11 protein-coding genes and 1 pseudogene are annotated in these 13,384 nt (G+C 75.7%); 8 read left to right on the plus strand and 4 right to left on the minus strand.

The window, feature by feature from the left end; translation table 11 throughout:
• From ACFU0Y_RS12500 to ACFU0Y_RS12515, 4 genes are all read right to left on the minus strand, one after another.
• A partial coding sequence (locus ACFU0Y_RS12500; RefSeq protein WP_380214851.1) for a DEAD/DEAH box helicase occupies positions 1-1,525 on the minus strand: 1,525 nt, incomplete at its 3' end.
• 360 nt (positions 1,526-1,885) lie between these two features.
• The gene (locus ACFU0Y_RS12505; RefSeq protein ID WP_380214852.1) at positions 1,886-2,122 is read right to left on the minus strand and encodes a DUF3107 domain-containing protein; all 237 of its coding nucleotides are present in this window, start codon (positions 2,120-2,122) and stop codon (positions 1,886-1,888) included.
• A gap of 51 nt (positions 2,123-2,173) precedes the next feature.
• Entirely contained in the window at positions 2,174-2,791 is a 618-nt protein-coding gene (locus ACFU0Y_RS12510; RefSeq protein ID WP_380214853.1) for a TetR/AcrR family transcriptional regulator, read from the minus strand.
• A 50-nt stretch (positions 2,792-2,841) separates the two neighbouring features.
• Positions 2,842-4,167 (minus strand): glutamyl-tRNA reductase, encoded by a 1,326-nt coding sequence (locus ACFU0Y_RS12515; protein ID WP_380214854.1) that lies wholly within the window; start codon positions 4,165-4,167, stop codon positions 2,842-2,844.
• A gap of 148 nt (positions 4,168-4,315) precedes the next feature.
• Here ACFU0Y_RS12515 and hemE point away from each other — a divergent pair, with 148 nt between their 5' ends.
• The 8 genes and pseudogenes from hemE to hemL form a co-directional block, all read left to right on the plus strand.
• Positions 4,316-5,521 (plus strand): uroporphyrinogen decarboxylase, encoded by a 1,206-nt coding sequence (gene hemE, locus ACFU0Y_RS12520; protein WP_380214855.1) that lies wholly within the window; start codon positions 4,316-4,318, stop codon positions 5,519-5,521.
• Positions 5,518-7,050 carry a protoporphyrinogen oxidase gene (gene hemG / locus ACFU0Y_RS12525; protein ID WP_380214856.1) on the plus strand — a complete coding sequence of 511 codons (1,533 nt, stop codon included), beginning with the start codon at positions 5,518-5,520 and terminating at the stop codon, positions 7,048-7,050. Before hemE ends, hemG begins: the two co-directional genes overlap by 4 nt.
• Positions 7,051-7,053: 3 nt before the next feature.
• Positions 7,054-7,806: a hydrogen peroxide-dependent heme synthase gene (gene hemQ, locus ACFU0Y_RS12530; protein WP_380214857.1), complete on the plus strand. Its 753-nt coding sequence runs from the start codon at positions 7,054-7,056 to the stop codon at positions 7,804-7,806.
• Positions 7,803-9,011, plus strand: a complete 1,209-nt coding sequence (locus tag ACFU0Y_RS12535) for a ferrochelatase (protein ID WP_380214858.1) — start codon at positions 7,803-7,805, stop codon at positions 9,009-9,011. Before hemQ ends, ACFU0Y_RS12535 begins: the two co-directional genes overlap by 4 nt.
• Positions 9,002-9,958 (plus strand): hydroxymethylbilane synthase, encoded by a 957-nt coding sequence (gene hemC / locus ACFU0Y_RS12540; protein WP_380214859.1) that lies wholly within the window; start codon positions 9,002-9,004, stop codon positions 9,956-9,958. The genes ACFU0Y_RS12535 and hemC overlap by 10 nt, the downstream gene beginning before the upstream one ends.
• Before the next feature lie 104 nt (positions 9,959-10,062).
• A pseudogene (locus ACFU0Y_RS12545) lies at positions 10,063-10,848 on the plus strand (uroporphyrinogen-III synthase); the annotation flags it as partial.
• A gap of 195 nt (positions 10,849-11,043) precedes the next feature.
• Positions 11,044-12,054, plus strand: coding sequence for a porphobilinogen synthase (gene hemB / locus ACFU0Y_RS12550; protein ID WP_380214861.1), 1,011 nt, complete (start codon positions 11,044-11,046; stop codon positions 12,052-12,054).
• Positions 12,055-12,107: 53 nt separating this feature from the next.
• Positions 12,108-13,384 (plus strand): glutamate-1-semialdehyde 2,1-aminomutase (gene hemL / locus ACFU0Y_RS12555; RefSeq protein ID WP_380214860.1); only part of this gene is annotated, 1,277 nt, incomplete at its 3' end.

Genomic DNA, 13,384 nt, shown 5'->3' on the forward strand with positions numbered 1-13,384 from the left:
GCCCGTCACCGCGCCCGTCACCGCGCCCGTCGCCGCGCCCCGCGCCACGGCCCTCGCCGCGGCGCGAGTCGCCGCGGTCGCGCGAGCGCCCGTCCCGGCCGTCGCCGCGCGGACCGCCCTTGCGCCCGCCGGGCTCGCCGAGGTCCTCGAGCACCTCGGCGCCGAGCCCCTCGTGGGTGCGCTTGGAGCGGGGGAGCCGGCCCTTGGTGCCCTTCGGGATGCTCAGCTCCTCGTACAGGTGCTCGGAGGAGGAGTAGGTCTCGCGGGGCTCGGGGATGCCGAGCTCCAGGGCCTTGTCGATCAGCCGCCAGCGCGGGACGTCGTCCCAGTCCACGAACGTCACGGCCGTGCCCTTGTTGCCGGCGCGGCCGGTGCGGCCGGTGCGGTGCAGGTAGGTCTTCTCGTCCTCGGGGCACTGGAAGTTGATGACGTGGGTGACGTCCTCGACGTCGATGCCGCGGGCGGCGACGTCCGTGGCCACGAGCACGTCGACCTTGTTGTTGCGGAACGCGCGCAGCGCCTGCTCGCGCGCGCCCTGGCCCAGGTCGCCGTGCAGAGGGGCGGCGGCGAAGCCGCGGCCGATGAGTTCGTCCGCGAGCTTGGCCGCGGCCCGCTTGGTCTTGGTGAACACGATGGTGCGCCCCCGGCCCTCGGCCTGCAGGATCCGCGCCACGACCTCGTCCTTGTCGAGGTGGTGCGCCCGGTAGACCACCTGGCGGATGTCCTTCTTGGTGGCGCCCTCGTCCGGCGCGGCGGCCCGGATGTGCATGGGCTTGGTCATGTAGCGGCGGGCCATGGCCACCACGGGGCCGGGCATCGTCGCCGAGAACAGCATGGTCTGCCGGACCTCGGGCACGGCGGCGAGCAGCTTCTCGACGTCGGGCAGGAACCCGAGGTCGAGCATCTCGTCGGCCTCGTCGAGCACCACGGCCCGGACCGCGGAGAGGTCGAGGTGGCGCTGCCGGTTGAGGTCGATGAGCCGGCCGGGGGTGCCGACGACGACCTCGACGCCGGCCTGCAGCTCCTCGATCTGGGGCTCGTAGGCGCGGCCGCCGTAGATGGTCGCCACGCGGGCGTTGCGGGTCCGGGCGGCGGTCGCGAGGTCGTGGCCGACCTGGACGGCGAGCTCCCGGGTGGGCACCACGATGAGCGCCTGCGGCGCGCCGGGCTTCTTCAGCTGGTCCCACCCGGCGTCGCCGCGGCCCACGACCCGCTGGACCACGGGGATGCCGAAGCCGAGGGTCTTGCCCGTGCCGGTCTTGGCCTGGCCGATGATGTCCTGCCCGGACAGCGCCACCGGCAGGGTCATGGCCTGGATGGGGAAGGGGTGGACGATGCCCTCGGCCGCGAGGGAGTCCACGATGTCCTGGCGCACCCCGAACTCGGCGAAGTCCTGGGGCAGCGGCTCGGGGTGCTCGGTGGTCTCGACGACCACCTCGGGGGCGCCGTCGAGGGCCGCGTCGAGGGTGGTGTCGTCGCCGGGCGCGGCGGTGTCCGGTGCGGTGTCGGTGATGTGGTCGGTCACGGTCGGGTTCCTTCGTTCGGGCACGCCCGCTGGAGGGAGGGACCTCGGGGTCCGGCCTCCGGGCCGCCGTGCTGGCGGACGCCGGGGCGTGCGTTGGGTGGAAGCCGATCGTGAGCGTGCGCCGCCTCGACCGGGCGGGCCACGGGGGCGTGGCGCCCGGATCCGGTCCTGCGCGAGGCCGCCGTGCGGGGCCTGTTCGCGGGGAGCGGGGGCGAGAGGGTGTCTGTCGTTCGTCGGATCGCGGGTACGACCGGTCATCCAGTGCGCTTAACAGTGTAGCCCGACGACCGCGCACGTTCGGTGCGGTCGTCGGGCGGGGTCCGCCGGGCCGGGCGGACGGGGTCCCGGTCGTGCCGGCGCTCAGGCGTCCTTGGTGAAGGGGGTGAAGCCGACCGCGCGCTTCTGCTCGGCGCCGACGGCGGCGTAGCCGATGACGCCGGCGGGCACGACCGTCACGTTGCCCTTGGTGTCCGTCAGGGTCAGCGGGGACCCGGAGGACAGGGCCGCGGTGATCAGCTCCACGGCCTCCGCCGCCTCGAGCGCGGAGTCGACGACGATCTCCCGGGCGACGTGCTGAACACCGATCTTGATTTCCATGGTTCCTCCTGGACGGGGCGGCGGGTGCGTCCCGGTCAGTCTAGGAGGACGCTACTGCCAGTCCTCGTCGATGATCGAGATTCCGCCCCAAGCTAAACGGAAGATCTGGCGCTGCGCCTCGGCCCGGCCGCCAGTGCCCGGGTTGCGGATCCAGTGCACCGCCGCGGTCTGCGCCATGCCGGTGAGCGAGCGGGAGACGAGCACCGCGTGCGGGTGGCTCAGCCCGGCGTTGGGCCCGAGGACCCCGGCGATGGAGTCCGCCACGGCCAGGTGGAAGTTCTCGAAGCGCTCCGCCACCTCCGGGTCCGCCAGCAGGTCCGACTCGAAGATGAGCCGGTGGGCCTCCGGGTTCGCCTCCACGAAGCCGAAGTAGACGTCCAGCATGGACTCCACCCGCTCGCGGTTGACGTCGCTGCCCCGCAGCGCCGCGACGAGGCCGGACGAGAGCTCCTCGAGGTAGTGGTCCACGAGGGCCAGGTACAGTTCGCGCTTGCCCGGGAAGTGCTGGTACAGGACGGGCTTGCTCACCTGGGCGGCGTCGGCGATGTCGTCCATGGACGAGCCGTGGTAGCCGTTCGAGGAGAACACGGTCAGCGCCGTCTCGAGCAGCTGCCGCCGGCGGGCCTCGCGCGGCAGGCGCGCCGGGCGGCCTCTCCTGGTCTCAGTCATGGACCGTTCCTCCTCAACCGGCCGGCGGTGCCGGCCGAACGAATGCTGACCTACCCTGCGGCCTGGGAGCGGCGGGTGACCTCCTGCGGTGCCCGGGCGTCCGGGGGCGCGGTGTCCGCGGCGTCCGGCGCCGGGACCTCGATCCCGTACAGCGCCGCCAGACCGGTGACGTACTCGTCCTGCCGGCCCTGGGCGGCGAGCTCGCGCGCGCGGACGGTGGGGGTGTGCAGCAGGGAGCGGACCATGCGCCGCATCGCGAGCTCGATCTGCTCCTGCGCGGCCGTGCACCCGTGGTGGGAGGTGACCTTCGCGAGCTCGGCGTCCAGGACGGCCATGGTGTGCTTGCGCAGGGCCACGATCGCGGCGTCCATGTCCCGGGCCTCCTGGCTGGCGGCGAACTCCTGGGCGGCGCGCTCGACGATCCCGCTCGCGGCGTCGACGGACTCGCGCGTCTCGTCGGGGGCGGCCACGCGCACCGACTCCAGGGTGATGAGCTCGACGCCGGGCAGGTCCGCCACGGCGGGGTCGAAGTCCCGGGTCAGGGCGAGGTCCACCACGGTGCGGGGCCCGGCGGGGAACGCGGCGGCGCCCATGGGCGCCGAGCCGCCGCTGCAGCCGATCACGACGTCGGCGCGCGCCAGGGCCGCGGCGAGGTCCTCGGCCCCCACCGGCGTGCCGCCGCGGTTCTCGGTGAACTGCTCGGCCCGGCCCGACGCCGAGTACACCTCGATGTCCGCGCAGCCGCGGTCGCGCAGGGCGGCCATGGTCGCCCCCGCGTAGGCGCCCGTGCCGAACACGAGGGCGCGGCGCGAGGTCCAGGTGCCGGACGTGACGTCGTCGGCCAGGTCCAGGGCCACGGAGACGATGGAGCGGCCCCGCTCGCCCAGGGCGGTCTGCGTGCCCACCTGGCGGGCCGTGCGGGCGGCCGCCTCGAAGAGCCGCTGGAGCTTGCCCGAGACGGTTCCGGCCTGCTGGGCGTCGTTGAGGGCGCGGCGGACCTGCCCGGTGATCTCGCGCTCGCCCACCACGGCGGACTCCAGCCCGGAGACCACGGTGAAGAGGTGGCGCGCGGCGCCGGAGTCGGTGTAGGACCGCAGGGAGTCGGCCACGAACTCGGCGTCGAGCCCGGAGCGGGAGCCGATCTGCTCGGCGAGCTCGGCCAGCACCCGGTCCAGCGCCGCCCCCGGGGAGACGCCCCGGGTGTCCTCGAGCTCGCCGTAGATCTCGAGCCGGTTGCACGTCGAGAGGGTCACGGCGCCCCGGAGCGGGCCGCTGCGGACCATCTCCTCGGACAGCCCGAGGGCACCGGTGCTGAGACGCGCAACGGTGTTCAGATCGACGTTCTGATGGGAGGCGACGAGAGCGAAGAGGACCACAGTGCATTCATACTAGACGGTCACCGCCGCTCCGTGCCCCGGTGACGTGCGAGAGTCGGCTCACGCGGCGTCATCCGAGCCAGGGGCCGGACCCGGTGACGCTGCGTCGGTAAACGACGTCGGTGTTCCTTGGCACAATGGGAGCACTATGCCTACCACCCCTGAGACGGCGAGCACGCCGGACACGTCGACCGCAGCCGTTCCCGGGCACCCCACGGGCGGCACCCACCCCTCGGCGGCGTTCCGGCGCCTGAGCGGATCGCTCGGGGCGCTGCCCCAGGGGCATCCGCTGCGCTCCGCCGGCACCCTGGACGCCCCGCTGCTCCAGGCCCTCACGGGCCGCGCGCCCGACCGCCGCCCGGTGTGGTTCATGCGCCAGGCCGGCCGGTCGCTGCCGGAGTACCGGTCCCTGCGCCAGGGCACCGCCATGCTCGACGCCTGCCTGGACCCGGCGATGGCCGCCGAGATCACGCTCCAGCCCGTGCGCCGGCACGACGTGGACGCGGCCATCTTCTTCTCCGACATCGTCGTGCCCATGCGCGTGGCCGGGGTGGACGTGGAGATCGTCCCGGGCCGCGGACCCGTGCTGGGGCGCCCCGTGCGCACGCCGGCCGACGTCGCCGCCCTGCCCGAGCTCGACGACGCGGCGCTGGACCCGATCCGCGAGGCCGTCGCGGCCACCGTCGCGGAGCTCGGACCCACCCCGCTGATCGGCTTCGCCGGGGCGCCCTTCACTGTGGCCGCCTACATGGTCGAGGGCGGGCCCTCCCGGGACCACCTGCTGCCGCGCACGATGATGCACGCCGACCCGGCGGCCTGGCGGGCGCTGGCCGAGTGGGCGGCCCGGACGTCCGGGGCGTTCCTGCGCGCCCAGGTCGAGGCCGGCGCCTCGGCCGTGCAGCTCTTCGACTCCTGGGCGGGCTCCCTGTCCCTGGCCGACTACACCGCGCACGTGGTGGAGCACTCGGCGGCGGCGCTGGGCGCCGTGGGGGACCTCGCCGTGCCCCGGATCCACTTCGGCACGGGCACCGGTGAGCTGCTGGCCGCGATGCGCGACGCCGGCGCGGACGCGGTCGGGGTGGACTACCGGATCTCGCTGGCGGAGGCCAACCGGCGGCTCGGCGGGGCCACCGTGCTGCAGGGCAACATCGACCCGGCCCTGCTGGGCGCCCCCTGGCCCGTGCTCGCCGAGCACGTGCGCGAGGTGCTGGCCGGCGGGGACACGGCCCCCGGGCACGTGGTCAACCTCGGTCACGGCGTGCCTCCGGGCACCGACCCCCAGGTGCTGACCGACCTCGTGTCCTTCGTCCACGACCAGCCGCTGGAGCAGTCCCCGGGCGGGGGGCACCCGTGAGCGCGGAGGCCAGGTCCGCCCGGCGCACCCCGCCCCGCTCCGCCCTCGTGGTGGGCGGCGGCGTCTCCGGGCTCGTGGCCGCCCGCGACCTCGCGGCCCGCGGTCTGCGCGTCACCCTGGTCGAGGCCGAGGACCACCTGGGCGGAGCGGTCGGCGCCCACCAGGTCGCCGGTCTCGTCCTGGACTCCGGCGCCGAGTCCTTCGCGACCCGCTCCCGGGCGGTCCCCGACCTGCTCGAGGAGCTCGGGCTCGGCGACCGCGTGGTGCACCCCAACCGCTCCGGCTCGTGGCTGTTCCTGCCCGAGGGCGCCGTGCCCGCCCCCGATTCCGGGATCCTCGGCATCCCCGCCGACCCGACCGCCCCCCGGCTGCGGGCGGCACTGGGCCGGGCCGGCATGCTGCGCGCCGGCCTCGACCGCCGGCTGCCGGCGTTCGTCGGCATGACCGAGCGCTCCCTGGGCGGTCTCGTCCGGGCCCGGATGGGGGAGCGGGTCCTCGACCGGCTCGTCGCGCCCTTCGCCACGGGCGTGCACTCGGCCCACCCCGACGACCTCGACGTCGACGCGGTGGCCCCCGGCCTGCGCCGGGCGCTGCGCGAGCACGGCTCGCTCGGCGCCGCGGCCGGCGCCCTGCGCCGCGCCGCGCCCGCGGGCGCGAACGTGGCCGGTCTGCGCGGCGGCATGAACGCCCTCTCCGAGACCCTCGTGCACGACCTCGAGCGGACGGGCGTGAAGCTCGTCACCGACTACGACGTCATCGCCCTCGACCGCGACCCCCGGCGCGACGGCTGGATGGTCATCCAGCGCCAGCCGCGCTTCGGGCACAAGACGGCCGTGGCGCGTGGGGAGCTGCTCGTGATGGCCACGGACGGCGCGACCGCCGTCCGGCTCCTCGCCAGCCACGAGGAGGGCCTCCAGCGGTTCGCCCCCGAGGCGGGGCCCCAGGTCGCCCTGGCCACGCTCGTGGTCGACGAACCACGCCTCGACGGGGCTCCCCGGGGCACCGGCCTGCTGGTGAGCGAGGACGCCCGCGGCGTGCGCGCCAAGGCCCTCACGCACGCGAGCGCCAAGTGGGACTGGGTGCGGCAGGCCGCCGGCCCGGGCCGGCACGTCCTGCGGCTCTCCTACGGCCGCGCCCAGCCCGACGCCACCGTCGTGCCCCCCGAGGTGGCCCTGCCCGACGACCAGCTCATCCGCCTGGCCCTGTCCGACGCCTCGACCCTCATGGGCATGCCCCTGCGCCCCGCCCAGCTCGTCGGCGCGGACATCGTGCGCTGGCGCTCGGCGCTGCCCCGCGCCGGCGTCGGGCACGCCCGCCGGGTCGCCGACATCCGGCGGGCGCTCGCGGAGCTGCCCGACGCCGTCGCGGTCGGCGGATGGCTCGCCGGCACGGGCCTGGCCTCCGTCGTCGCCGACACCCGGGCCCAGGTCCGCGCCCTGCTCGCCGAGGCGGGCGTCCCGGACCGTGCCGCGCCGGCCGCCACCGAGCCGGCGAGCACCCCTCCGACCAGCACACCACGAAAGGACTGAGCCTTGTCCCACGACACCAGCCCCCACGAGCACGGCGGACGCCCCGCGGCGTCGCCCGAGCCGGCCCCGGACGGCGGCGAGGAGCGGCTGCACTGGGCCGTGTGGTCCGTCTTCGCCCGCCCCGCCGGCGGCGCCGCGTCCCGCACGGCCGGCGACGACGCCTCCGCGACCGCCGAGTTCGACGGCGTCGTCGAGCAGCTGGCGGCCGAGGGCGTGACGCTGCGCGGCGCCTACGACGTCTCGGGGATGCGGGAGGACGCCGACGTCCTCACGTGGCTGCACGGCGAGGACCCCCAGGCGCTCCAGGCGGCGGTCCGCCGGCTGCGCCGCACGGAGCTGCTGGCGGGCACCGCGCAGGCCTGGAACGCGATGGGGGTGCACCGGGACGCGGAGTTCACCCGGAACCACTCGCCGTCCTTCGCCCGCGGCGAGGCCCCGGAGGACTGGGTCTGCGTCTACCCGTTCGTGCGCTCCTACGAGTGGTACTACATGAACGCCCAGCGCCGGGCCGAGATGCTGCGCAACCACGGCATGGCGGCGCGGGACTACCCGCAGGTCCTCGCGAACACCATCGCGTGCTTCGGGCTCAACGACTTCGAGTGGCTGCTCGCGCTGGAGGCCCCCGAGCTGGTGGACCTCGTCGACGTCATGCGGGCCTTCCGCAACACGGAGGCCCGGCTGCACGTGCGCGAGGAGACCCCCTTCTACACCGGGCGCCGGATCCGCACCGACGAGCTCGCGGAGGTGCTCCGATGACCGCCGAGAACGCCCTGTCGCGGGCCCGCGCGCACGCGCCCGAGGACTACGACGCCGTCATCCTCTCGTCCTTCGGCGGCCCGGAGGGCCAGGACGACGTCCTGCCGTTCCTGCGCAACGTCACGAAGGGCCGCGGCATCCCCGACGAGCGGCTCGAGGAGGTCGCCACCCACTACCGGGCCAACGGCGGTGTGAGCCCCATCAACGACCAGAACCGCGCGCTGCGCTCCGCCCTCGAGGCCGAGCTGCTCGGCCGGGGCCTGAGCGTGCCCGTGCTGTGGGCCAACCGCAACTGGGCGCCCTACGTGGCGGACGTCGTGCGGGAGTGCCACGCGCGCGGCCTGCGCAAGCTGCTGGTGCTGGCCACCAGCGCCTACTCCAGCTACTCCGGCTGCCGCCAGTACCGCGAGGACTACGGCGTGGCGCTCGAGGAGCTCGGCCTCACGGAGGAGATGCAGGTCGACAAGGTCCACCAGTACTACGACTCCGAGGGCTTCGTGCAGCCCTTCGTCGAGGGCCTCCGGGAGGGCCTCGCGCAGCTGCGGGACCGGACCGGCGCCGACGGCGGCAGGATCGCGGTCCTGTTCTGCACCCACTCCATCCCCACCACCGACGCCGAGGCCTCCGGGCCGGCGCGGATGGACTTCGAGGAGAACTCCGCCTACGTCGCCCAGCACCTGGCGGTGGCGCGCACCGTGCTGGAGCGCGTGGGTTCGGAGGAGCTCGGGGACCACACGTGGGACCTCGTCTACCAGTCGCGCTCCGGGCCCCCGCAGGTGCCGTGGCTCGAGCCGGACGTCAACGACGCCCTCGAGGAGCTCGCCGGGCGCGGCGTGGCCGGCGTGGTGCTCGTGCCGCTGGGCTTCGTCTCCGACCACATGGAGGTCAAGTGGGACCTCGACACCGAGGCCCTGGAGACCTGTGAGCGCCTCGGACTGCCGGCCGTGCGCACCCCCACCGCGGGCACGCACCCCGCGTTCGTGGCCGGGCTCGCGGACCTCGTGGAGCAGCGCGTCGCCGGGCGCACGGCCCCGCCGCGGATCTCCGCGTGCGCCGAGGGCACGTGGTTCGACGACTGCGCCCCGGACTGCTGCGTGAAGGTCCTGCGGGGCGCCACCGGACCCCGTCCGACCATCGCGCAGCGTCCCCACGGAGGGCCCCTGCCGGTCGACCTCGACGAGGCGGGGGAGGTGCGGTGGGCGTGACGGCCGCCGCGCAGCTCCCGGTGGTCCGGGTCGGGACCCGCGGCTCCCGGCTCGCGCTGACCCAGACCACCACGGCGTCCCGCGCCGTGGCGGCGGCGGGCGGACTGGAGCCGGAGCTCGTCACCATCCGCACCGAGGGCGACGTCCTGACCGGGCCCCTGTCCCAGATGGGCGGCACCGGGGTCTTCGCCACGGCCCTGCGGGCCGCGCTGCTGGCCGGCTCCGTGGACCTCGCCGTGCACTCCCTCAAGGACCTGCCCACCGCGCCCGTGCCGGGCCTCGAGGTCGCCGCGGTGCCGGAGCGGGAGGACCCCCGGGACGCCCTGTGCGCCCGCGACGGGCTGGGTCTCGCCGACCTGCCGCGAGGGGCGAAGGTGGGCACCGGTTCACCGCGCCGCGCGGCGCAGCTGCGCGCGGCGCGCCCGGACCTGGAGATCGTCGACATCCGCGGCAACGTGGGCACCCGGCTGGGCCGGGTGGCCCCCGGCGACCTCGACGCCGTGGTGCTCGCCGCCTCCGGGCTGCGGCGCCTCGGGCTGGAGGACGCGATCACCGAGCTGATCGAGCCCTCGGTCATGCTCCCCGCCCCCGGCCAGGGCGCCCTGGCCCTGGAGTGCCGCACCGAGGACGCCTCCGGCGACACCCCGCTCGCCGCCGGCCTCGCCGCCGTGGACCACCTGGAGACCCGCCTGGCCGTGACTGCGGAGCGGGCGCTGCTGACCCGGCTCGAGGCCGGGTGCGCGGCCCCCGTGGGCACGTTTGCGCGGATCGAGGGCGACGAGCTCGTCCTCGACGTCGTCGTGGCCGACCCGGACGGCAGCCGGCTCATGCGCCGCAGCGGCCGCACCGCGCAGCGCGGCGTCGACGACGCCCGCGCCCTCGGTGTCCGGCTGGGCGACGAGCTGCTCGCCGACGGCGCCGGCCGGCTGGCCCGGTTGACGCTCTGAGACCCGTGCCGCGCCCCGGCTCCGCCGACCGCTCCGCCGACCTCACCGCCCTGCGCGGGACGAGGGTAGTCGTCACCCGTGCGGCCGACCGGGCCGGGGAGCTCGTGGAGCTGCTGCGGGGGCACGGGGCCCGGGTCCGGCTGGCCCCGCTGCTCGAGGCCACCCTGCCCCGGGACACCGGTCCCGTGGCCGCGCTGCTCGAGCGGGCCGCGGACCCGCGGGCCGCCGCCGGGACCTGGCTGGTGGTCACCTCGGTCAACACGGTCCGGGCGCTGCGCTCGGTCGCCGACGCCCCCGCGGCCCTCGGCGAGCGGCTGGCCGCGGCGCGGCGCGCGGGCCTGCGGGTCGCCGCGGTGGGGGACGCCACGGCCGCGGCCCTCACGGCGGCCGGCCTGCCGCCGGACCTGGTGCCCGGCACGGCGCACTCGGCCGCCGGTCTGCTCGCGGACTGGCCGGTGGAGCGCGTCCCCGGCACGGTCCTGCTGCCCCTGTCCGCCCGGGCCCGTCCCACCCTCGCCGACGGCCTGACCCGGCGGGGACACCGGGTCCTGACGGCCACGGCCTACGAGACCGTGCCCTGGCCGGCCGCCGCGCCCCTCGTGCAGGAGGTCCCGGCCGACGCCGCGGACGCTGCCGCGGCCCCCGGGGCCGACGGCCGCGCCGCCGAGCTCCACCGCTCGGAGCTGCTGGCGGTCCTGGCCGCGGGCGACGTCGACGCCGAGCTCCACCGCTCGGAGCTGCTGGCGGTCCTGGCCGCGGGCGACGTCGACGCCGTGGTGCTCACGGCGCCGTCCCACCTCGCCGAGCTCGTGGGCGAGGACCCCGCCCTGCTGGCCGGCACCGTCCTCGTGGCCATCGGCGAGCCGACGCGGCGCGCCGCCGCCGACCGCGGCCTGCCGTCCGAGGCCGCGGGACTGCCCACCCCGGAGGGCATCCGCGACGCCCTCGTCCGGGCGCTCGCGGCGGCCCGCCCTGCTCCGGGAGCCCCCGCCCCGCCGCCCCCGACCGCCGCCGGCGCCACGGCACCGGGACCGACGGCACCGGCCCCCACGACACCGATCCCGACGACCGAGGAGACGAACTCCGTGACCCACCGAACCCCGCGCTACGACCTGGTCTCCCGCCCCCGCCGGCTGCGCACCACCCCGGCTGTGCGCCGCCTCGCGGCGCAGACCCGGGTCCACCCGTCCGACCTGATCCTGCCCGTCTTCGTCCGGGAGGGACTCGCCGAGCCGGCGCCGCTCGGCTCCATGCCCGGGGTGGTCCAGCACTCCATGGACTCCCTCCGGCGCGCCGCCGCCGAGGCCGCGGCCAAGGGCCTCGGCGGGTTCATGGTCTTCGGCGTGCCCGCCGAGCGGGACCCCGCGGGCAGCGCCGGCTGCGACCCCGAGGGCATCCTGAACCGGGCGCTGCGCGCCGTCCGCGCCGAGGTCGGCGACGACCTCGTGGTCATGGCCGACCTGTGCCTGGACGAGTTCACCGACCACGGCCACTGCGGCGTGCTGGCCGAGGACGGGACCGTGGACAACGACGCGACCCTGGAGATCTACGGCCGGATGGCCGTGGCCCAGGCCGAGGCGGGCGCTCACGTGCTGGGCCCGTCCGGCATGATGGACGGTCAGGTCGGCGTGATCCGTTCCGCCCTCGACGAGGCCGGGCACCCCGACGTCGCCGTCCTGGCCTACTCCGCGAAGTACTCCTCCGCGTTCTACGGACCGTTCCGCGAGGCGGTGGACTCCCAGCTCCAGGGCGACCGCCGCACCTACCAGATGGATCCCGCGAACCGGCGGGAGGCGCTGCACGAGCTGCAGCTGGACCTGGACGAGGGCGCCGACATGGTCATGGTCAAACCGGCCATGAGCTACCTCGACATCCTCCGCGACGTGGCCGAGGTCTCCCCGGTCCCCGTCTCCGCCTACCAGATCTCCGGCGAGTACGCCATGATCGAGGCCGCCGCCGCCAACGGCTGGATCGACCGCCGGGCCGCGATCCAGGAGTCCGTGCTGTCCATCCGCCGCGCGGGCGCCGACACCGTGCTCACCTACTTCGCCGTCGAGCTCGCGGACTGGTTCCGCGAGGAGAACGGCCTCTCCTGACCCCCACCGTCCCCCGAGCCGGCCACCCCGGCGAAAGGAAGCAGACAGATCCCATGAGCGTCTCCCAGGAACTCTTCGACCGCGCCCGCAAGGTCATGCCCGGCGGGGTCAACTCCCCGGTGCGGGCCTTCGCGTCCGTGGGCGGCACCCCGCCCTTCATCACCGCGGCCAAGGGCCCGTACCTCACCGACGTCGACGGCCGCGAGTACGTCGACCTCGTCAGCTCGTGGGGCCCCGCCCTCGTCGGGCACTCCCACCCGGCCGTCATCGAGGCCGTGCACGAGGCCGTGGAGCGCGGCCTGTCCTTCGGGGCGACGACGCGCGGCGAGACCGAGCTGGCCGAGCTCGTCGTCGAGCGGATCGGCGCGATCGACGAGCTGCGCATGGTCTCGACCGGCACCGAGGCGGCCATGACCGCGATCCGGCTCGCGCGCGGCGTGACCGGCCGGGACCTCGTCGTGAAGTTCGCCGGCTGCTACCACGGGCACGTGGACTCCCTGCTGTCCGAGGCGGGCTCCGGCGTGGCGACCCTCGCCCTGCCCGGCTCCGCCGGGGTCACCGCGGCCACCGCGGCCGAAACCCTGGTGCTGCCCTACAACGACCTCGCCGCCGTGGAGGAGGCCTTCGCCGCGCACCCCGGCCGGATCGCCGCCGTGATCACCGAGGGCGCGCCCGCCAACATGGGAGTGGTCCCCCCCGGCGAGGGCTTCAACGCCGGGCTGCGCCGGATCACCCGGGAGCACGGGGCGCTGATGATCTTCGACGAGGTGCTGACCGGGTTCCGCGTGCACGAGGCCGGCTACTGGGGCCTCACCGCCGCGGGCGAGGACGGCTGGGAGCCGGACCTGTTCATGTTCGGCAAGGTCATCGGCGGCGGGCTGCCGGTCGCCGGCGTGGGCGGGCGGGCCGCGGTCATGAACCACCTCGCACCCCTCGGGCCCGTGTACCAGGCCGGGACCCTGTCCGGGAACCCGGTGGCGATGGCCGCGGGCGCGGCCACCCTGCGCACCGCGGACCGGATCGCCTACCAGACCGTCGACCGGCGCTCGGCGCAGCTGCAGGAGGCGGTGCGCGCCGCGCTGACCGAGGCCGGGGTCGACCACTCGATCCAGTCGGCCGGCAGCCTGTTCTCGGTGGCCTTCGGCACCTCCGCCACGGGCGTGCACGACTACGCCCAGGCCAAGGCGCAGGAGACGTTCCGCTACCCGGCGTTCTTCCACGCCATGCTGGACCGCGGCGTCTACCTGCCTCCGTCGGTGTTCGAGGCGTGGTTCCTGTCCGCCGCCCACGACGACGCCGCGATGGACCGGATCGTCTCCGCCCTGCCGGC

The organism is Kocuria sp. NPDC057446 (assembly GCF_042802875.1).
Taxonomy (GTDB): domain Bacteria; phylum Actinomycetota; class Actinomycetes; order Actinomycetales; family Micrococcaceae; genus Kocuria.

Coding starts and splice junctions, on each gene's coding strand:
- ACFU0Y_RS12505 (WP_380214852.1), bottom strand. CDS start 2,122: ATGGAAATCAAGATCGGTGTTCAGCACGTCGCCCGGGAGATCGTCGTC.
- ACFU0Y_RS12510 (WP_380214853.1), bottom strand. CDS start 2,791: ATGACTGAGACCAGGAGAGGCCGCCCGGCGCGCCTGCCGCGCGAGGCC.
- hemE (WP_380214855.1), top strand. CDS start 4,316: ATGCCTACCACCCCTGAGACGGCGAGCACGCCGGACACGTCGACCGCA.
- ACFU0Y_RS12535 (WP_380214858.1), top strand. CDS start 7,803: ATGACCGCCGAGAACGCCCTGTCGCGGGCCCGCGCGCACGCGCCCGAG.